Annotated in this window: 16 protein-coding genes and 1 tRNA gene; 7 read left to right on the forward strand and 10 right to left on the reverse strand. The window is 37.3% G+C overall.

Annotated elements, in window-relative coordinates; genetic code table 11:
- Positions 1 to 135 precede the first annotated feature (135 nt).
- Positions 136 to 543, forward strand: coding sequence for a hypothetical protein (locus ABN217_RS17515; RefSeq protein ID WP_349459698.1), 408 nt, complete (start codon positions 136 to 138; stop codon positions 541 to 543).
- Here the strand turns inward: ABN217_RS17515 and rarD are convergent.
- Together rarD and ABN217_RS17525 are read right to left on the reverse strand one after the other, a co-directional pair.
- Complete coding sequence (gene rarD / locus ABN217_RS17520) at positions 540 to 1,433, reverse strand: EamA family transporter RarD (protein WP_109410165.1); 894 nt, start codon at positions 1,431 to 1,433, stop codon at positions 540 to 542. The genes ABN217_RS17515 and rarD overlap by 4 nt on opposite strands.
- A gap of 145 nt (positions 1,434 to 1,578) precedes the next feature.
- Positions 1,579 to 2,046: a thioesterase family protein gene (locus ABN217_RS17525; RefSeq protein ID WP_036939522.1), complete on the reverse strand. Its 468-nt coding sequence runs from the start codon at positions 2,044 to 2,046 to the stop codon at positions 1,579 to 1,581.
- A 232-nt stretch (positions 2,047 to 2,278) separates the two neighbouring features.
- Between ABN217_RS17525 and pldA the strand changes: the two genes are divergently transcribed.
- From pldA to yigL, 4 genes are all read left to right on the forward strand, one after another.
- Positions 2,279 to 3,154 (forward strand): phospholipase A, encoded by an 876-nt coding sequence (gene pldA, locus ABN217_RS17530; protein WP_072070834.1) that lies wholly within the window; start codon positions 2,279 to 2,281, stop codon positions 3,152 to 3,154.
- 114 nt (positions 3,155 to 3,268) lie between these two features.
- A complete protein-coding gene (gene recQ / locus ABN217_RS17535; RefSeq protein WP_340894699.1) occupies positions 3,269 to 5,098 on the forward strand; it encodes an ATP-dependent DNA helicase RecQ in 1,830 nt (609 codons plus the stop codon).
- A gap of 18 nt (positions 5,099 to 5,116) precedes the next feature.
- On the forward strand, positions 5,117 to 6,121 hold the full coding sequence (gene pldB / locus ABN217_RS17540; RefSeq protein WP_349459700.1) for a lysophospholipase L2: 1,005 nt from the start codon (positions 5,117 to 5,119) through the stop codon (positions 6,119 to 6,121).
- A gap of 12 nt (positions 6,122 to 6,133) precedes the next feature.
- Positions 6,134 to 6,934 (forward strand): sugar/pyridoxal phosphate phosphatase YigL, encoded by an 801-nt coding sequence (yigL, locus tag ABN217_RS17545; protein ID WP_197269660.1) that lies wholly within the window; start codon positions 6,134 to 6,136, stop codon positions 6,932 to 6,934.
- A gap of 76 nt (positions 6,935 to 7,010) precedes the next feature.
- Here the strand turns inward: yigL and ABN217_RS17550 are convergent, their stop codons facing one another.
- From ABN217_RS17550 to rsgA, 8 genes are all read right to left on the reverse strand, one after another.
- The gene (locus tag ABN217_RS17550) at positions 7,011 to 8,033 is read right to left on the reverse strand and encodes a fimbrial protein (RefSeq protein ID WP_340894702.1); all 1,023 of its coding nucleotides are present in this window, start codon (positions 8,031 to 8,033) and stop codon (positions 7,011 to 7,013) included.
- Between the two features lie 9 nt (positions 8,034 to 8,042).
- On the reverse strand, positions 8,043 to 10,568 hold the full coding sequence (locus tag ABN217_RS17555) for a fimbria/pilus outer membrane usher protein (protein WP_349459701.1): 2,526 nt from the start codon (positions 10,566 to 10,568) through the stop codon (positions 8,043 to 8,045).
- 12 nt (positions 10,569 to 10,580) lie between these two features.
- Positions 10,581 to 11,165 carry a fimbrial biogenesis chaperone gene (locus ABN217_RS17560; RefSeq protein WP_502929706.1) on the reverse strand — a complete coding sequence of 195 codons (585 nt, stop codon included), beginning with the start codon at positions 11,163 to 11,165 and terminating at the stop codon, positions 10,581 to 10,583.
- A gap of 134 nt (positions 11,166 to 11,299) precedes the next feature.
- The gene (locus ABN217_RS17565) at positions 11,300 to 11,821 is read right to left on the reverse strand and encodes a fimbrial protein (RefSeq protein ID WP_072070827.1); all 522 of its coding nucleotides are present in this window, start codon (positions 11,819 to 11,821) and stop codon (positions 11,300 to 11,302) included.
- Positions 11,822 to 12,025: 204 nt separating this feature from the next.
- A complete protein-coding gene (locus ABN217_RS17570) occupies positions 12,026 to 12,901 on the reverse strand; it encodes a LysR family transcriptional regulator (RefSeq protein WP_197269657.1) in 876 nt (291 codons plus the stop codon).
- Between the two features lie 1,318 nt (positions 12,902 to 14,219).
- Positions 14,220 to 17,555, reverse strand: coding sequence for a miniconductance mechanosensitive channel MscM (gene mscM / locus ABN217_RS17575; RefSeq protein ID WP_349459702.1), 3,336 nt, complete (start codon positions 17,553 to 17,555; stop codon positions 14,220 to 14,222).
- Between the two features lie 22 nt (positions 17,556 to 17,577).
- Positions 17,578 to 18,474 carry an archaetidylserine decarboxylase gene (gene asd / locus ABN217_RS17580; protein WP_072069615.1) on the reverse strand — a complete coding sequence of 299 codons (897 nt, stop codon included), beginning with the start codon at positions 18,472 to 18,474 and terminating at the stop codon, positions 17,578 to 17,580.
- An 88-nt stretch (positions 18,475 to 18,562) separates the two neighbouring features.
- The gene (gene rsgA, locus ABN217_RS17585) at positions 18,563 to 19,621 is read right to left on the reverse strand and encodes a small ribosomal subunit biogenesis GTPase RsgA (protein WP_349459703.1); all 1,059 of its coding nucleotides are present in this window, start codon (positions 19,619 to 19,621) and stop codon (positions 18,563 to 18,565) included.
- Between the two features lie 115 nt (positions 19,622 to 19,736).
- On the opposite strand from rsgA, the gene orn reads away from it, so the two are divergent.
- Positions 19,737 to 20,282, forward strand: coding sequence for an oligoribonuclease (gene orn, locus ABN217_RS17590; protein ID WP_166540276.1), 546 nt, complete (start codon positions 19,737 to 19,739; stop codon positions 20,280 to 20,282).
- 166 nt (positions 20,283 to 20,448) lie between these two features.
- A tRNA-Gly gene (locus ABN217_RS17595) sits at positions 20,449 to 20,521 on the forward strand.
- Position 20,522 lies beyond the last annotated feature (1 nt).

Below are 20,522 nucleotides of genomic sequence, written 5' to 3' on the forward strand. Positions count from 1 at the left end.
AGCAGTTACTATCTTAATATAAAAAACACCCTTACTTGTCTATCAAATAAGTAAAGGTGTTTTTTTTAAGGGAAGTTCGATTTGGTTGCTTAATAATCTCGTTATCTATTCTTATTTAACGGAATTAATTAATTGATGAAAATTTCTAGTCTATTTTTTCACACTTACACTTTTGTATCGCCTAGCTCGCGAATTTCTCCGACATCTTCTTCTAGTTATGAATTTTTGATCGAAGATACTGAGGAAGTTCTTTGTGATACTTATCATCCCAGTGGACCCATCAATGAATTCGAAGAAGATTTGTATTGTAAGCTATTGAGACACCAGCGTGATTATATTCCTCGTATCAATCTTAATTACAGTGTTGTGATTAACCATATTCAAGTGATTAATAACGCGATGCTTACGTTATTTAGGCGTTCATATCGCTATGCGGAAGAATTCTCAAAGAGTGTGCATTTGCTAAAGAAAAATAAGAAGAAACGCTCTCCCGCTTTTATACAAATTAGTAATTTAGCGGAAGAGTCAGTTTTGGGGGATTAACCGCGTCTTAAACGACGTTGCGTATAGAGTGCATCTAAGGTAAATAAAATAAGGGCAACCCAAATAAAGCCAAAGGTTACTAATCTTTCTGCATCAATTTGCTCGCCATATACCATTGTGGCAAGAATAAACATCAAAGTTGGGCCAATATATTGGAAGAAGCCTAAGGTTGATAAACGCAGATGATGAGCAGCTTCAGTAAAGAGCAATAATGGTACAGTTGTAATAATACCGGCTGCGATTAACAAGGTATTCAATGACCAACTGTTTTCAAGCATATTGCTTGTTGGTGAGTGGGTAAAAAATAAGATGTAAATTAATGCGACAGGGAATAGCCATAATGTTTCGACCAACATTCCTGTTTGTGCATCGACACCTAATTTTTTACGCAGTAGACCATAAAGCCCAAAAGTTACGGCAAGACTTAAACCAATCACGGGTACAGAACCAAAGTGCCATAACTGAATAAATACCCCCGTAAAGGCTAAACCCACCGCTACCCATTGCATACGACGAAAACGCTCGCTTAAGAAAAGCATACCAAACAGGACGTTAACAAGGGGGTTAATAAAGTAACCAAGACTAGCTTCTAGCATATAGCCATGGTTAACAGCCCATATATAGGTAAGCCAGTTAGTTGCAATAATGACAGCTGTCAGCGCCAAGAGTAGGATTTTTTTAGGTTGACGTATTAATTGTCGTAAATAAGGCCAATGACGACTAATCGTCATTAAAATCAACATAAAAAAGAATGACCATAGGATACGGTGTGTAAGGATCTCTTCTGCGGGCACTTCTTGAATGCTTTTAAAATAGACAGGGGCAATACCCCAGATCAAATAGGCGCCTAAGGCACATAAAACGCCTTTCATCGTGTTTTTCTGGCTCATGCTATCTCTGGAATTGATGGAAAGGAAATGTGTGACGGGGTTATCATACCCAATGACATTATCTAATGTGTCATTAGGCATGCATTTTTACAAGTAATTAATAACATTCTCAGCATCATAGCGCATAATGAATTTTAACAAAGACTTAACCCACAATGTAGGTGGCTGTTCCACTTGCTATATGAACTTGTTTTTCATTATGTAATTCAACACGAGCAACAGAGACTTTATTACCACTGCGCAAGATATGACTACTTGCAGTAAAACACTCCCCACGTCCAGGTCGTAAATAATCAACCCGTAAATCAATCGTACCCATTTTAGCAAGTTTCTGTTCTAACTGCTCTTGGGATATAGGTGCTAAACGTGTTAATGCATTACCAACACAAACTAATCCTGCACTGACATCAAGCACCGAAGCAATAAGGCCTCCATGTAAAATACGTTGAGCAATATTACCGACCAATTTATCTTGGTAGCGGAATTGAATTTCTGCATAATCTTGTTCAAAACGAACTAGCTCTAACCCAATCAACTGGTTAAACGGCATTTTATACACAAAAACATGACCAATTAAGGTTTGAGCCTCTTCTAATGTTAATTGCTTTTCCATTTTTAGAACCTCCGATATTACGTCATAAAGTTAATATAATGTTAATGATACATGACGAAACCGTAATTTCCCATTCGTGCTATAAATATAATGGTGTAAAAATATACGAGATTTAATGGCGATTACGTGTAAAATATGGTGGCTTAAGTGTAATAAAGCACATTTATAAGAACTAATTATAAAGTAAGTACTAACTTCTATATTATTCAATAATGAAACAGGATAATTAACTATGCGTTACATCCGTTCTTTACTTGCGGTGGCTTTATTCTATCCAGCATGGGGATTTGCATCCGAAATTCAAACATCATCATCTCCTGCACCGCTTGTTCAGGGCAGTATTATTTCCGGTTTATTACAAGAATACGACTCACCTTTTGTTCTTTATCCTTATGAATCTAATTATATTATTTACACTGATACCTCTGATATGAATAAAGAGGCGATTCAAAGTTATGATTGGGGTAATAAGGCTAAAAAAGATGAGGTAAAATTTCAGCTTAGTTTGGCTTTTCCTTTATGGCGTGGTATTGCGGGTGAAAACTCTGTGTTAGCAGCGTCTTATACTCAACGTTCTTGGTGGCAATTAAGTAATAAGAAAGAATCAGCTCCTTTCCGTGAGACAAACTATGAGCCACAACTCTTTCTAGGCTGGGCTACTGACTATAAATTTGCAGGTTGGACACTTCGTGAAATTGAGACAGGTTTTAATCATGAATCAAATGGGCGTTCAGATCCTACATCTCGTAGTTGGAATCGAGTTTATGCGCGATTTATGGCACAAAAAGGTAATTTGCAGCTCGATTTAAAACCATGGTATCGCTTTAGCGAAAGTGCACAACGTGATGATAATCCAGAAATTAATCGTTACATGGGCTATTATCGTTTAAAAGCAGGTTATCGATTAGGTGAGAGTGTGATCACTGCAACAGGACGCTATAACTGGAACAGTGGTTATGGCGCCGCTGAATTAGGTTGGAGCTATCCAATTACTAAGCATGTTCGCTTTTATACCCAAGTATTTAGCGGTTATGGTGAATCGATGATTGACTATAATTTTCGCCAGACACGTGTTGGTGTGGGTGTGATGCTGAATGATATGCTGTAATTTTCTTCGTTCTGGGGTAGCATAACGCTATAAATGATGACGGCACCTTCATATTGGTGCCTTTTCTTTGACTCCTCATCATAGTTTTTATCAGCAGCTTTTCAGAGGAACGGCGTGTCCACAGCAGAAGTTCTTAATTCAATGCCATCAGCACAGACTATTTTGCGAGAAACCTTTGGTTATCAGCAATTTCGTCCTGGTCAGCAAGAGATCATCCATACTATTACAACAGGACGTGATTGCCTTGTTGTGATGCCGACTGGGGGTGGAAAATCCCTTTGCTATCAAATTCCGGCATTATTGTTAGATGGATTAACCGTCGTTGTGTCGCCATTGATCTCCTTGATGAAAGATCAAGTCGATCAGCTTTGTCTTCATGGCATTGAAGCTACTTATTTAAACTCAACACAAACCCGTGAAGAGCAACTTGATGTTCAAATGCGGTGTCAAAAGGGTGAAATAAAACTGCTGTATATTGCTCCTGAACGTTTAATGATGGAGAGCTTTCTTCACCAATTAGTGCAGTGGAAACCTGCATTGCTAGCTGTTGATGAAGCACACTGTATTTCACAGTGGGGGCATGACTTCCGCCCTGAGTATCGTGGCATTGGATTATTAAGGCAATATCTTCCCGATGTTCCTATTGTTGCACTGACAGCAACAGCAGATAACACAACACGTTATGACATTATAAATCAGCTAGTCTTACGTGATCCTTTAATTCATATCAGCAGTTTTGATAGACCGAATATCCGCTACACTTTAGTCGAGAAATACAAACCACTTGATCAACTTTGGCTCTTTATTCGTGGCCAAAAAGGAAAATCAGGCATTATTTACTGTAATAGTCGCAGTAAAGTAGAAGAAACCGCAGAGCGACTCAGTAAGCGAGGATTGAGTATTGCAGGTTATCATGCCGGAATGGAGATGACACAGCGAGCTAAAGTACAAGAGGCGTTCCAGCGCGATGATTTGCAAATTGTTGTTGCAACCGTTGCGTTTGGAATGGGGATAAACAAACCTAACGTGCGTTTTGTGGTTCACTTTGATATACCTCGTAATATTGAATCTTATTACCAAGAAACTGGGCGTGCAGGGCGGGATGGGTTACCTGCAGAAGCCGTATTATTTTACGATCCCGCTGATATGGCATGGTTACGTCGTTGTTTAGATGAAAAGCCGGAAAGTGACCAAAAAGCGATTGAAATGCATAAGCTCAACGCAATGGGGGCATTTGCTGAAGCGCAAACATGCCGACGACTAGTGCTCCTTAATTATTTCGATGAACATCGGCAAAATGCCTGTGGTAACTGTGATATTTGTCTTGATCCTCCTAAGCAATATGATGGGTTGATCGATGCGCAAAAGGCTTTATCCTGCATTTATCGTACGGGGCAACACTTTGGAATTGGTTATATTGTTGAAATATTAAGAGGAGCGAATAATCAACGTATTCGCGATGCAGGACACGATACATTACCTGTTTATGGTATTGGTAAAGCACAAAGTCATGAACATTGGGTGAGTGTGATACGCCAACTTATTCATTTGGGTATGGTGACACAAAATATTGTACACCGCTCTGCATTACAGCTTACTGAGATGGCAAGACCCATCTTACGAGGTGAAGTTCCATTACAATTAGCCGTGCCTAGATTATTAAGTCCAACAAAAAGCCGTAATCAACAAACAAAAAATGCGCATAGACAGTACGATAGAAAATTATTTGCGAAACTACGTAAATTACGTAAATCTATTGCTGATGAAGAAAATATTCCGCCCTTTGTGGTCTTTAATGATGTCACATTGATAGAGATGGCAGAGCAATGTCCTGTTTATCCTGATGAGTTGTTATTAATAAACGGTGTCGGCCAACGAAAATTAGAACGATTTGGACCTGCTTTTATGACACTGATCCGTGACCATATTGAGGGCTTCGAATAACGCCAACAAGGAGAGCCAATGACAACCACTCTTTTTAAACATTCGTGGTTATCTCGTGAAAAGCAGTTTTCTGCTTTTACGAATGGCACTTTATTGGATTTTTGGAACCAGCGTGAAGAAGGTGAATTTACGGGTGTCGATGGAGTAAAGATCCGTTATGTTCATTGGCGTTCACCATCGCACAATAAAGCACTAGTAATTTCTTCAGGCCGTAGTGAAAGCTATGTAAAGTACCCTGAAGTTGCATTTGATTTTTTCCATATTGGCTATGATGTTTTTTTGCTTGATCATCGAGGACAAGGCCTGTCAGACCGACTATTAGAAGACACACAAAAAGGTCATGTAGAAAAATTCAGTGATTATATTGATGACTTCTCAACATTCATTGGTACGATAGTGTTGCCTTATCAATACCAACATTATTTTGCATTAGCTCATTCAATGGGTGGTGCTATTTTAGCGGGATATCTTCTAAAATATCCTCATGTTTTTAAAGCCGCCGCATTAAGTGCGCCGATGTTTGGTATTAAATTACCGATACCTCGCTGGGTGGCTAATTTTTTAGTCAATCGAGCAGAACAAAGTCAATCTGAAAGAAATAACTACGCAGTATCAACAGGTAAATGGTTTCCATTACCTTTTATTCTTAATGTGTTAACACATAGCCATGAACGATACCGTCGTTATTTACGTTATTACGCTGATTTTCCTGAGCTACGATTAGGTGGCCCTACTTATCATTGGATGGGCGAAAGCCTGAAAACAGGAGATTGGTTAATTGAACATGCGGGAGAGATTGATACCCCTTTATTAGTGCTTGAAGCTGAGCATGACAAGGTGGTCGATAATCAAGAGCTAAGGGCTTTCTGTGAACGTTATAGTCAGTCCAGAACAAGAGAAGAAAAGCAAAAATTGCCACTGGTGATTAAGGGTGCGCATCATGAAATCTTGTTCGAAATAGATAAGCTACGCTCACAAGCATTGAATGAAATCTGTGAGTTTTATGATAAGCATTTATTTTAATCAGGAATGTGTATGTATTCGATAGTCGCTTCAGATCTTGATGGCACGTTGTTATCACCTAATCATGTATTAACTCCCTATACGCAAGAAACTCTGCACCTACTTATTAATAAAGGGGTGCATTTTGTATTTGCAACAGGCCGTCATCATGTTGATGTTGCTCAAATTCGTGATGGATTAGGCATTAACGCTTATATGATAACGTCTAATGGTGCAAGAGTGCATAACACGCATGGCGACCTTATTTTTAGCCAAGATCTTGAGCCTGAAATCGCTTATGATTTGGCGCTTATGGTTTTTGATCACCCTGAAATTGAAACTAATATTTATGCGGGTGACTACTGGTATGTTAATAAAGAGATGCCGGGGGCTTGTGAGTTTTTTCGAGAATCAGACTTTAGCTATGAATTATATTGTAAAACAGGATTCCCGACCACCAATGTCTGTAAGGTCTTTTTTACCTCAGATGATCATGAGCTATTGTTGAAACTAGAGAATGAAATTAATCAGCTCTGGGGTGATAAGGTCAATGTGAGTTTCTCACTACGTAATTGCTTAGAAGTGATGGCAGGGGGCGTATCTAAAGGTGAGGCACTAGAGCAAGTGGCTGAACTGATGCAACACTCTGCAAAAGATGCTATCGCATTTGGTGATGGTATGAATGACAAAGAGATGCTACAGATGGCGGGTAAAGGTTGCATTATGGAAAATGCGCACCAGACATTAAAAGATCTCCTACCCAATATGGAAGTCATTGGTGCTAATGCGGATGAAGCAGTTCCTCATTATTTACGTAAGTTATACCAAGTGTGATCCTCTCTAAAGAAAAAGGCGAACAAGATAATAGTGTTCGCCTTCTTTTTATCTTTTTAAATCAGCCTAAACTTTGTTAGTGATATTGCATTGTAAATTGTAATGTCCCATTCGCTTTACCCGCACTCGTTGTATCAGATGTTTGGATATAACCCGCTTCTAAAGGGATAGAATAACTTCCTGCACTGCTGTTTTTTTCACTTACTGTTATTAATTGACCCAGCTTTATTGGCTGGTTTTGATACTTAACCTGTATGCCATAACCCTTAGCAGTATTGCTGTCTGTTGGATTACTTAAACCAATTGTTCCTGCGGTTTGTTGGCTATCAGCAACACCATCAAATCGAATTTTAATCGGTGAAACAGGATCACAACTTAAATCAATATTGAAATCTTTAATACTCTCTGCACTCACAGAGCCCACGCCATTAAAACTGGATTTAGGTACAGCGCCAAGAGGAACATTAATATTATTATTCACCACATCACAACCACTAGAAATAATGGTTAACGGTGACAGATTAATTCTTGGCTCCGTTTTACCTGTATAGTCACTGGTGATAAAACCATTGTTATAGACAATCAACATTGCAGCCCATATACCCGGAATGGTTTGCGATTTTACATTATCACGTAGCTTATATAGCTTCATTTCTAATGTAACAGAGTAGTTACCGCTGGTGGTGTTAGATGAACAAATAAGCCTGTTACTATAGTTACCATCAATATTTTGCTGCCCATCTACATAAGCAGATCCACTACAACTTCCGCTAATGGTGCCATGTAACGTATAGCCAATACCACTGCTATTGAGTTCTCTAACATAAGCCCCATTGACTCTAGGGCTGGAAGCATTAAACGAACCAGGTAAATAAATCCCTGGCCTAACTTCGCCTCCAGAAAGGTTCCACCATGTCCATGCATTCATTGTTCCTAACGGAATTGTGGCGACTTCCGTTAAAATTGGTGCTGAACGTGATACATAAATAGGTGCTGAATAAGTTACTGTCTTAGTCGTGAGATCTGCCCTAAATTCAGCCTTAGTGGTTGATGTATACAAAAGAACAGACAGACAACCTAGAGTTATATATTTATTCATTGTTATCACCTATCTACAATCTAGTTGTAAAAACTGGATCTTTTCTAACGAGAGATCCACATTTAAAGTAGTTTGGCATTGTTCAACGGCGCTGTTACCCCATTTAGCACGTAACTGACTCTGCTCAGGCACACCATTTAAGAAAACCTCACCATCATTGGCAACAATCCCACTTGAAAGCACTTGCCCGTTTTGATAAATCTCGACTTGAGTACCAAATGGCAATGGTGTTCCGTTGTAGTGTAAGTTTGCAAGCACACGAGCCCCTTTTCTTGCTTTGAAATCAGCTAAGACAATTGCTCCTTTGGTTGGTATAACTGTCGTTGATGTTAATTCAACATCGTTATTACCCGTTAAAGAGGCAGGATCGACGGTTACTTTATTGCGCTCATAACGTGAAACATTAGGAATGACCGCGTAGCCTTGATTGTTGGTATAAAGACTTTGTGCACTACTGACTTTTAAGTTATCAACATCTTCAGCTTTAATTAAAATTGCAGAATCATAGATTGTACGAGATGGCGTTATTCCACCTTGATGAATTAAGAGTGCGCCATTTGCTCCCCAATTCATTGATTGATAGCGTTTGTCGTAACTGTAACCCGCACTGATCTCTCCCCCTGAAGCACTGTAGTTGCCATTAACAGAGCCACTGTATTCTTGACGAGAATGATTGTAGTTTTGTGAAATATCATATTGTAGGTTGTTATCTTCCAACTGAGTGCCACTTAAACTTACAGAGCTAATAGAATCACCTTGTTTGCTACTGTTATAGCGATAACTTAACCAATTGTTATTCTGAGCAATATTAAACGGAAGACTAAAATTAATAGATAAAATCTGATCGGTTAATCCACTTTCTTGACGTTTGTTATAGGCATAAGAGACGCTATAACTTAATGCACGATAATTTGAGTTAAAACTCACATTCACATTGCGATCAACTCTGTCCTGATACCAATAATATTGTTGATAACCATTTAATGAGAGATAACCCATATCTCCTAAAGATTGTGATACAGATAACTGAAACTGCTTTTTCTTATGATAAAGATGAGAAAAACGCTCATTAGCTGCTGAGAAATCATAGTAATTTTTTGTTGAATAGCGATAAGATGCCAGTGAAAAACCAGTTTTGGTATCAGGTAAATATTTAGAATATTGAATACGATAAGATTGCCCTTGGGCTTCATCGTCATTGATTAAGGTTGTTTTCGCATGAGTAATATCGGCAGAAACAGCACCTAAATAACCAAGATTAACTCCAGTGCCTAATGCATAAGCTTGGTAATCAGCAGAAATTAATGTGCCACCATAAATAGATAAATTATAAGGGAGCCCATAAATAGCCGAGGTTTGAAAGAAATTAGGTTTTTTCGCCGCCGTATCAGCATGATATTTACCGATATCTACACTGTATTTTAAGCTACCCGCACGTTGCATCATGGGAACTGCTGAAAAGGGTTGTGAAAAGGTACGTGTTGTTCCGTCTGCTTCTTCAATTGTGACTTGTAAGTCACCGCTGTAAGAAGTGGGATATAAATCTGAAATAGCAAATTCACCCGGTGGAACGGAAGTTTGGTAAATCACGCTGTTATTTTGACGAACAGTAACCACAGCATTGCTTTGAGCAATCCCTCTTACAACAGGGGCAAATCCCCGTTGACTTTGTGGCAACATACTTTCATCAGAGGCAAGTTTAATGCCACGATATGGAATACTCTCTAATACATCATTATCAGAGGCAGTTTCACCGATGGTTAAACGGCTTTTTAAACTACGAATATCTCTCTCAACATAAGTTTGCAAACTATTCCATTGTGAAGAGTTATCACTGTTTTTATTATAGTTACTGTGATTACGTAAACGCCATGAACCCACATTAACACCACTGCGTAACCCTAAAAAAAGAGAGTTGCTATTATGTTGATCATGATACCAATACTTATTTTGTCGATAGGTGTAATTCACAAAGGCAGCATTAATACCGTCATTCCATTGCGTGGGTGAGATATAGCCATGTCCATAATTATATAAAGCAATTTGTGGTATAGAAAATGACAGTCGTGCTCGTGAAAAATCATACTGATATGTTGCATTTGGAATAATGCGAGCAATATCAGTGATCGTTTCATTTTTAATTTGTTGATTAGATTGTGGTATTACAGATCCTTTGACACCCCAATTTAATAAGTCTTGTTTAGTGATCTCTGGTGTAAGTGTCTTTTTTTCTTCGTTAAAAATAAAACGTACTTGGCGGTTATCAATTAATTTGTTATTGAGATAAATATCAACAGAATAGACACCAGGAAGTTGGCCTCCAGCATAAGAAAAATAATCAAGGCTATTAATATCCGCAACTTGACTTTCTATTCCTAAATTGAGTGCATCAGGGTTAAATTGCTCTTCAGCCATTACCTGATAAGGATATAAAATAGTGGCGATCGCTATGGCCAGTAAACCGTGGTGATTGAGATTATTGTTAGGAAATACGAATAATCGTTTTGTTGATAACGCTATTATGGATAAAGTCATCGCCATACACCCTTAGTTTAATACTTTATCTACAGTTGCACCGTAGTCATTAATAAACTGAACTTTAACTTTATGATAAGTGGGTGTTTTTTCTAGCAATATCACTTCTTGATGTGGCTGAATTAAAGGATCGTAAGGGTAGCGTTTGTCATCAATAAAAATATGTTTAATGGTTAAGTGATAAGGCGTGTTGTTCTTAAGCACTAAGCCTTGATTTTGTTTTGATAGTTCGACGTTATTAAAGTTAAGTGGCTCAATATCATGAGCACGTAAAAAAAGTTTAAATTGAGAATTGATTACCAGCTGAAGTTGATTTTCAGGGCTTTTTTCAACGGGAGGGATAGATTTGATATTAAGCCAATAGACAACTTCGGTATTTGAATTTAAGGGTTCTCCTGTATAAGAAATACGTGCTGTACCAGTGCTATCTGGCTCAATACGAAAAAGAGGAGGGGTTGCGATAAAAGGCGCTTTGTCATTACCTTGAAAAGCTGAAACCCAACTTTGGATCAGATAAGGTTTTTCTTTATCGGTATTAAGAATAGGAATGCTTATTTCACGAGCATTATCGTTATAAACAAACCGCGTTCCACCCACACTTATCCCTGCTGCATGGCATACCGTTATGAGAGAAAAACAAAAAAATAATGTGAGAAAAATATTCTTTTTCATATTGGTGCTATAAAGTTAAGAAGAAATAAGAGGGTAATAAGTATTACCCTCATTTTTTATTATTTGTATTGGATGCTATAGACGGCGGAGCCGTTAGCTGGGCCTGGTGTTGCTTGTGCTGTTGCTTTATAACGAGCAACATAATCTAAGTTAATTTCTGTACCTTTAATTTCGACCTCTTTAGAGTCGTCATATAGATTAATTTGAGATACAGCATCTTTCTCAAATAGTGCGATACCGACGTTTGTTGCACCACCTGAGGCTTGGTCGATGGCTAAAATATCGCTATCAATTGCATCACGAGTACCACCGAAGCGTACGGCAACAGTGGTATCAATAGGGCAATCAATCAGTTTAATCGTGAAATCTTTAAGGCCTGCGACTTCGCCTTTAGTGGCTAAGCTTTTTGAAGACACTTTTCCTAAATCTACAGTCAGATTTTTAGAAGAGCTGTCTACTGTACAGGCTTGGTCTGTTATTTCTCCGGTAAAATTAATAGTGCCCGATGCAAAAGCAGCTGGTGCAGAAAGTAGAGAGAAACTTATCCCTAATAAATAGAGAGATTTATTTAATTTGCTCATGATCAGTCCTGTTTAAAAAGTAATTATTTTTACTTTTTAATTTATTTATAAGTATAGATTTAAGTATAGGTTTATTCGCATAGAAGATATGCCAATAAAATATAGCATTACAAAAAATTTAAGTTAATGAAGATTTACATGAGTTTTTTTGTCTTAATATCAAAATGTTTAATGTTTGTTTTTTTAATTAAGGATAATGTTTAATTAGTCATTAATTAAATCACAAGGCGAACTATTTATTGCTAATAATAATTTCTCTATATCTTCTATAGGAAATGAATTTTTATTCAAATAAAGATAAAAACGATATTCTTTATCTTTATTATGTGTATTTAATTGTTTAATCGAATTTTTATTCAATTCTTCCTGAATGGCTGCGAATGGGAGTCGAGAATAGCCAAGGCCATGTTTAACAAGGCTTATCGCTGTTTCTATTGAACCAACATGAATCACTTGATTATGATGGTCTATGTCTATGCTATTACGGGATAATGAAATATATGTATGTTTTTGTAATTCCTTGCATAAGTCATTATTGTTGATATGTTGTAACACGCTCTCAGGATGTGTAACTAATACTGTTTTAATACATTCTAAATCAATGGGTTGTAATGATTTTATGTTGTGGTGTGTTATCACTAAATCATGATCTTTTTGCGATAATACATCTGATTGACTCAGTGCGATTTTATGAATATTAATATCATAATGTTTATTCTCTTTAATAAATTGAGAGATTTTATCTAAAAATAAGTCTGAAACATACAAAGGATCGATAAGCATATTTATTTTTAACTTGTTGTTAAATATTAATTTTTTTGCTTCCTTTTCTAGTGAAATGGCCTTTTCAGTGATTTCTCTCGATAACTCAAGTAATAATTTGCCTTCATGCGTAAGTACTGCTCGCCTTTTCTCTAAAGAGAGAATTTCAATGCCCAAAGTTTGCTCTAATTTATTGATTGTATAGCTAATCGATGATTGAGTTCTATGCAGTGCATCTGCAGCCTGGGCAAAGCCGCCATAATCAACGACGGCTTGTAAGGTAATCCACTGATCGAGAGTCGTTCGGGATTTTTCCATGATGGAACCTTCTTATTATTGTTTATTTAATACTCATTAAAAATGAAGCTAGCAATATATCTTAGCATTGTTAATAGGTAGTAATACTCATTTTTTAATCAAGTTTAAAAAATATTAACATTATAATAGATAATGTTATTGTTTAATAAGTAATGCACTTTTAATAAAAACATTTATAATTTTTTATTTTTTCGTTATTTGATTTTTTTTCATAAAACAGACAAAAGTGGCTTTTATTATTTTTTATTATTTCAATTGATATAACTAAAAAGTGTTATTTAATATGTCTTGAAATAAATTTTAATTATATTAATGTTTATTTCTTTTTTTATTATTTATATAATTAATGTTATTTTATTTCATTATTTTTATTTTTTTTGTTTGTTTTTTTTCTTAATACTCGTTAATCTATATTCTATCTATTTTTATTATTTAAATTTAAGTTTTTTTATTATTTATTAATTGTAGATTGTTAAAAAATAAAAATATTTCATATTTGGCTTAAGGTGGTTTTACTAAAATATAAAAGACTACTTATAATGTTAAATACTACAGTCCAATCTAAATTGGATGAAATTAGGTTTTAAATATTGAAATAATAAAGTATTTCAATATGTAAAACTACCATTATTTTAAATGCTAATATTAAATTTGTTGACCTATAAACAACTTAACTTATTTAACTTAAAAAAGAAAATCTTCCGTTAGAGATATCAACTTGAAAATTAAAATCCCATGAAAGTGTCTTTTCACTCACATTAGGAGTGAGATTAAGTATAAAAACGTAAATGTGTGACTTGGATCAATAATTAGCGGTTGTTTTCCGTTAAATGTTCGATGTTGTTGACAGAGATAAAAAATAATAAAGGTAAGAAAAATATATTTTATATTAAAGTAGATTAAATGCCTTGTCCAAAATGGCACTTTGTTCTTTGGTTAATTGGATACTTTGTTAGAAAAGTATATTGCTTTAAAAATAGTTTTCCCAAGAATTGGCGATCTTTTTATGATGTTCGTTTTATTATCTTCATATTATCATTGATTGAAGAGTAGTTTCTCAATGTTACTATTTATCAATTTTATTAAACAAAAAATTAAAAAATAATCTCTTTTTTTTCTAAAAATAAGACGCTGGGAAGAAAACATGGATTAATTTTATACAATCAATGAGCTATAAGTGAAGCAAAGCAACAGAATAGGCTGATAAAAGCACCAGTAAAGAGGATGAAAAAGGAGAGAAATAAAAGAACATAGCCATTGCCTTTCGTATTTTTCGATAAAACAATGGCTTTATATCAAATTAATTGGAATCAGCGGATTATAATCCCCCAACTTCTCTAGGTGTCGCTCGCATAGAGCTACGAATTGTATTACCCATCATGTCCACTCTTGCTTGGAATGGTGGGAAAGGCAGTGGAATACCATGTTCTGCAAAGGCTAAAAGAATATTTTGATGAATTTCATGTCTGGCGGGCATTCTGTGTCCCATTTCAGCTGCATAAACACGCAATTCAAAAATTTGAATACCCTGTTGTAAATCGACTAAATAAACCTCAGGTGCTGGGTTTTCTAAAATCATTGTAGAGCGTTTTGAGGCTTCTAATAAAACATTTGTGACTTGCTCGCTATTACAGTCTGCTGGAGCAGGAATAGTCATCACAATACGGGTAACAGAGTCCGACAGAGACCAGTTAATAAATTGTTCCGTAATAAAGGCTTTATTAGGTACGATAATTTCTTTTCTATCCCAGTCGGTCAACGTAGTCGCTCGGGTGTTGATCTTAGAAATATTCCCCGTCAAATTACGGATGGTTACGGTATCGCCAATACGGATAGGTTTTTCAAACAAGATCATCAGCCCGGAAATGATATTGGCAAAAATTTCTTGTAAACCAAAGCCTAACCCAACCCCCATTGCTGCGACTAACCATTGTAATTTTGACCATTCAATCCCTAATAAGGAGAAGCCTACAATGCTACCAATTAGAGTGATGCTGTATTTAGTCATGGTAGTAATGGCATAGCCTGTACCTGGCGTTAAATCTAAATGTTGTAAAATAGCCAGTTCAAGTAAAGCGGGTAAATTTCTCACCAATTGCGTAGTGATAATAATCACAAGGATTGCCACTAAAATAGAGCCCATGGTAATAGGTTGTATGGTGTTAACTCCATTCACCGATGAGGTTACATCCCAAAGACGAATATTATCGACAAAGGAAAATGCGGTGTTTAATTCAGACCATAATAAGATCATCGACACTAATGCAATCATGGTCAGAATAGAGCGAACTAAGCCAATAGATTGCGCGCTGATTGCATCAAGGTCTATTTCTTGAGCCTCAATTTCAAGCCCTACTGTACTCTCACCGCTACTGCCCACAATGGTATTTTCATCTTCGCCTTTCGCACGTTGGGCGAGAATTTCAGCTCGTTTCTGTTTTGCGCGTTCAAAAGCTAATTTACGACGTTGAATAAGCATCCACCGCTGAATAATGTGATAGATAATCAGTAAAGCAAACCAAATTGCTACTGACATTTCTAAACGGCCAAGCAAGACAATCGAAGTAGAAAGGTAACCTAAAACAGCGGCTAAGCCTGCAATAACAGGGGCAAGAAGTAAGAACCACCATAAGATAGTGTTTATTGCATTATCACCAGACCCATGTTTGTCAAGATAAAGGGGAACATGGGCTTTTTTAAGACTTGAAGTAATAAAGCTTAGGGCTATACAGAGTAGCAAGAAACAGAAGCGACCGACGGTTGGTGCAAATTCTCTATCACTATAATATTCAAAGGTAATTAATGACATCATTAGTGGGACGATGACAAAAATAGAAAGCTGGTAAAAGCGCATTGCTTTTTTGACTCGACTTTCTTTCCATTTAAATTGAGCGATAAATAAACCGTTATGACGTGCGAAGGTCGCACTGATCATAAATAGCCATAACACAGGAGCTGCTGCTGTTACACCATAGCCAATCGCGCCGGCCATTGGATAACGCCATTCAACACTTTGTAAGCCATAACCGACTGCAGACCATAATAGAGGTAACGGAAGTGCAATTAAAATAGACCAAAAAACGGTACGTATTGTCAGTGAAAAATGATCTTGGGTGACTTTACCAATACGATTACTGACTCTTTCTAGAAAAGCGTTGTAGTGTTTTCGAGTACGAAGGCTAAAACCAACAATTGATAAGGTAACAAACAAGAATAGAAACGTATCTTGGTTTTTAAGCATGCTAACAGCAGCATGGCCTAATTGTGAAATGGTATCTAATGAAAGTAGCCGAGTGATATCTTTGACTAATAAAACTGGATAATTGAATTTGATAGGGCTGATATCGGCAACCCAGAACATATAGCGGTTTGTTGCGTCTTTTGTTTCTTTTAAAGCATCCGCTAATTGGGTTGTGGCGACTTTGAGTTTTGTTAATTCAAGGATCTGAGAGTCATAGCCTGATAGTAATGAATTTAATAGCTCATGGCGAGCTTGAATAAGGGAATCAAAGATATATTGCTGAGCTTCAGGTAATTTAGAGCCATCCGCCGTTTCAGGTGGCTGGATCTTGCTTAAATTCTCCAGCATATCTTCATAACCTAAACGCTCAACACGTAATTGAATAATATCTCTATCAAGTTCTTGTGAGCGAGGCATTTCAGGTAAACGAGAAAGTTGTGTTCTTAACGCTTCACCTAATGCGGTGGAGCCACTTAGCCACTGTGCTTGTTCGCGGATCGTGGTGAGTGTTTGACGAACTTGCTGTGTTTGTTGTGTAGTAATCCGTTGTTTTTCAGAGAGATCGCTCATTTCCTGTGTCTGTTTATTCAGGATTTGTGAAAGCTCACGGTTGGTTTGGATCTGTTTTGTCAGAAACTCAGGCAATTCACCACCTTGTTCTGCCAACATCTCTGTTTTTTCTAACGCAAGATCAGCCACTTCTTGGCGTTTTATATTCAATAAACTACGTAATTGTTGTAGTTGTACATCAAGGCGTTGATAGCGTTTTTTAAATAACTCTAAGCGAAGGCGTGCGATTTCTTGGCGATTATTAGCTGATAGTTGCGCCATTTCTAGTTCATTAACCATCGCTTTACGCGCTGTTACTTCAGCTTGAGTCAGTTTATTTTGAGCTTCTGTTAACGGGGTTGTTGATGCACTCACAGAGGCTAGTCTTGCTGTTGCGTCACTTAATAAACGACGTGCTTCAGAGAGTTGTTGAGGCAATAAATTTAAAGATTCACTGATTTCACGGCTTTTGTCTTGTTCTTGCTGTTGAAGCCTTGCTTGCTCCATTAATTGGCTACTGACTTGAATAATTTTCTGTTCTAAATCAGGAATGCTAATTTTTTCTGGGATAGTTGGAACTGCGTGACTTTCTTCAAGAAGCTTAGTTCTGAGTTCTTTTGTGATCTCTGGATAATCATCAATGGTTTTTTGATAGTTGTCTGCATTTGTTTGTGCTTTTTCACCATCATTAATCCAGTTGATAGTGCCTTGCAGCGCCTGAACAGTCTCAATATCTTGAGGATTAGTACTTCCTTCAAGTTGTTTAATATCTTGACGTAATTTTTCTACATCTGCTGATATTGCAGACGTGCTTAACGAAAAAGTCAAAAAGAGCGAGAAGAAAAGACTGATTATCAGGCGCACAAAGGTTACTCCGAATTACGTATTATTCACTGATGGCGTTAGCGTCATTGCCAGCAACATTGATGATGGAACCTAATTGTTCCCCCATTAATGTAACGGAGCCATTCATAAGATCTTTATTCAATTGAACGGTATTTTCAGGGAAAAGGTTGATGACTGTTGAGCCTAACTTAAATCGGCCCATTTCCTCACCTTTTTTCAAGAATATCGCTCCTGCTTTGTCTGCTTGAGGATAAGTCCAACGCTTAATAATACCTTCACGAGGTGGTGTTACCATGCCACACCAAATCGTTTCAATACTACCAACAATAGTTGCACCTACCAGAATTTGTATCATTGGACCAAACTGCGTTTCAAAAAGACAAATAATGCGTTCATTACGTGCAAATAAGTTTGGTACATTGGCCGCCGTCAATGGATTAACAGAGAAGAGATCACCAGGAACATAAATCATCTCTTTTAATAAACCATCGCAAGGCATGTGAACACGGTGGTAATCGCGAGGCGAAAGATATGTCGTAATAAACTGACCATTACGGAATTTATCTGCCAACATAAAGTTACCCGCGAGTAACGCTTCAAGAGTGTAATGATGTCCTTTAGCTTGCAGAATTTGATCGTCTTGAATAAGACCAAGTTGGCTGACAGCACCGTCTGCAGGTAATGCAAGTTTGTCATTACCTTCAACAATAGGACGTACACCGTCTTTTAAAGCTCGAATAAAGAATTCATTGAATGTTGAATAAGCTTGGAACTGACTGTCTTTCGCTTCATTCATATCGACTTTGTAGGCTTTTGCGAAGGCTTTGATAACAAACTGGGTGATTGCACCCGCTTTTTTGTTTGCAAACCAACCCGCTAGCTGTGTGAGCCATAATTTAGGCAATAAATACTGTAGTTTAATTTTTAGCTTGTCCAAAATGGCAACCTCTGGGATTAAACGATAAAAAATAGACAAAAGGGGCCTATTGTACCCACCCTTAATCGGGTTGTCAGTGAATCAATTATTAAGAGTCTAAATTAATGTTCTTACGAACTTTCACCTGACTCATACTTTCTAAAATACGATGGTAGTTTTCAAAGCGTGTTTCTGATATTTCACCCTTTTTTACGGCTTCATTGATTAAGCAACCCGGATCGTCTAAATGTTTACAATCGCGGAACTTACAACCACCAAGGTACGGTCTAAATTCAACAAACCCTTTTGTCACTTGATCTGGCGTTAAATGCCATAAGCCAAATTCACGGACTCCTGGAGAGTCAATCACATCTCCGCCTTGTGGGAAATGGTAAAGACGTGATGCGGTTGTTGTATGTTGCCCTAAACCCGAGTTATCAGAGACCTGATTAACAACAATGCTTTCTTCCATCGGTGGTAGTAGCGTGTTAAGTAAGCTTGATTTACCCACACCAGATTGCCCAGCAAAAATAGAAATACGACCGATAAGTTCTTGTGTGAGCGCTTCTAACCCTTCTTTAGTATAGCTAGAGACTTCAAGGACACGATAACCAATATCTTTATAAGTCTGCATCCATTCGCTTACTATTTTACGGCTTTGTGCATCTAACATATCGATTTTGTTGAGTACAATCAGTGGCTCAACATTTAACGTTTCACAAGCGACAAGGTAACGGTCGATAATATTTAAAGACAATTCAGGCAAAATAGCGGAGACAATAATAATTTGGTCAATGTTTGCCGCAATAGGTTTAATGCCATCATAATAGTCAGGGCGTGTTAGTACAGAGGTACGCTCATGTACCGCTTCAACAATACCATTCACACGGACATTTTCTTGTGTTTGTAGCGCAGGGCGCCATACAACTTTATCACCCGTCACTAAGGATGAAATTGTGCGTCGGATATTGCATCGAGTAATCGTGCCGTCAGTTGCTTCAATATCTGCATGTTGACCAAAACGACTGATGACTAAACCTTCGGAAGCTTCGCCTAATTGTGTATCGTCTAATTCAACGTGGTTTTTTTTCTCTTTGCTCTGCAAACGCTTTTTATGATTTTCTTGTACTCGACGTTGCTGGCCTTTAGATAATTTACGTTTTGTCACCGATCCTCACTTGTATTATTCGGTTAGATGTTCTTCTGTCGTGCTTATTGAGTAAACGCGCTATGATAAACGCTAAAATATCATGTCTCACACTTAGAAACAGCTAGGATATATTATGTCAAAAAGCGAGAACAATCTGATCTGGATAGATCTGGAAATGACCGGTCTTGATCCTGAATGTGACCGTATCATCGAAATTGCTACCATTGTGACAGATCCTCAACTTAATATTTTAGCCGAAGGTCCGGTAATTGCTGTACACCAATCTGATGAACAACTGAGTTTAATGGATGAATGGAATACACGCACTCATACGGGTAGTGGTTTAGTTGAACGAGTAAAAGCCAGTCAATATGATGATAATTCAGCACAAAAAGCGACAATTGAATTCCTAGAAAAATGGGTACCTAAAGGGGTATCACCTATTTGTGGCAATAGTGTGGGCCAAGACCGACGTTTTCTGTACCGTTATATGCCAGAGTTAGAGCAATACTTTCACTACCGCTATCTTGATGTAAGTACTCTAAAAGAGTTAGCGCGTCGTTGGAAGCCTGAAATTTTAGACGGCTTTAAGAAAAAGAATACTCACCAAGCATTAGATGATATTCGTGAATCTATTGCAGAGCTAGACTATTATCGTAAGACCTTTATTAAAGAGTAAAAAATGTGCATTCATGATTGATATTGCATCATTGTGATGATTTTATCAGCACGCAATCAAAAAAACGCATTTTTTTGTTGATAAGGGCTTGCGGTTAAGCATTTTTCTCGTATAATGCGCTTCCCGTACCGATGAAGAATTTTATTTGTACGGGTGTAAGAAAGACGCGGGAATAGCTCAGTTGGTAGAGCACAACCTTGCCAAGGTTGGGGTCGCGAGTTCGAGTCTCGTTTCCCGCTC

Origin of the sequence: Proteus sp. fly-1067 (assembly GCF_040139345.1) — a bacterium.
Lineage (GTDB): Bacteria > Pseudomonadota > Gammaproteobacteria > Enterobacterales > Enterobacteriaceae > Proteus > Proteus vulgaris_B.

Bases quoted from the DNA above. Each gene is read 5' to 3' on its own strand.
- rarD (WP_109410165.1), bottom strand. From the start codon at position 1,433: ATGAGCCAGAAAAACACGATGAAAGGCGTTTTATGTGCCTTAGGCGCC.
- yigL (WP_197269660.1), top strand. From the start codon at position 6,134: ATGTATTCGATAGTCGCTTCAGATCTTGATGGCACGTTGTTATCACCT.
- pldB (WP_349459700.1), top strand. From the start codon at position 5,117: ATGACAACCACTCTTTTTAAACATTCGTGGTTATCTCGTGAAAAGCAG.
- orn (WP_166540276.1), top strand. From the start codon at position 19,737: ATGTCAAAAAGCGAGAACAATCTGATCTGGATAGATCTGGAAATGACC.
- ABN217_RS17570 (WP_197269657.1), bottom strand. From the start codon at position 12,901: ATGGAAAAATCCCGAACGACTCTCGATCAGTGGATTACCTTACAAGCC.
- ABN217_RS17555 (WP_349459701.1), bottom strand. From the start codon at position 10,568: ATGACTTTATCCATAATAGCGTTATCAACAAAACGATTATTCGTATTT.
- ABN217_RS17565 (WP_072070827.1), bottom strand. From the start codon at position 11,821: ATGAGCAAATTAAATAAATCTCTCTATTTATTAGGGATAAGTTTCTCT.
- ABN217_RS17515 (WP_349459698.1), top strand. From the start codon at position 136: ATGAAAATTTCTAGTCTATTTTTTCACACTTACACTTTTGTATCGCCT.
- pldA (WP_072070834.1), top strand. From the start codon at position 2,279: ATGCGTTACATCCGTTCTTTACTTGCGGTGGCTTTATTCTATCCAGCA.
- ABN217_RS17525 (WP_036939522.1), bottom strand. From the start codon at position 2,046: ATGGAAAAGCAATTAACATTAGAAGAGGCTCAAACCTTAATTGGTCAT.
- ABN217_RS17550 (WP_340894702.1), bottom strand. From the start codon at position 8,033: ATGAATAAATATATAACTCTAGGTTGTCTGTCTGTTCTTTTGTATACA.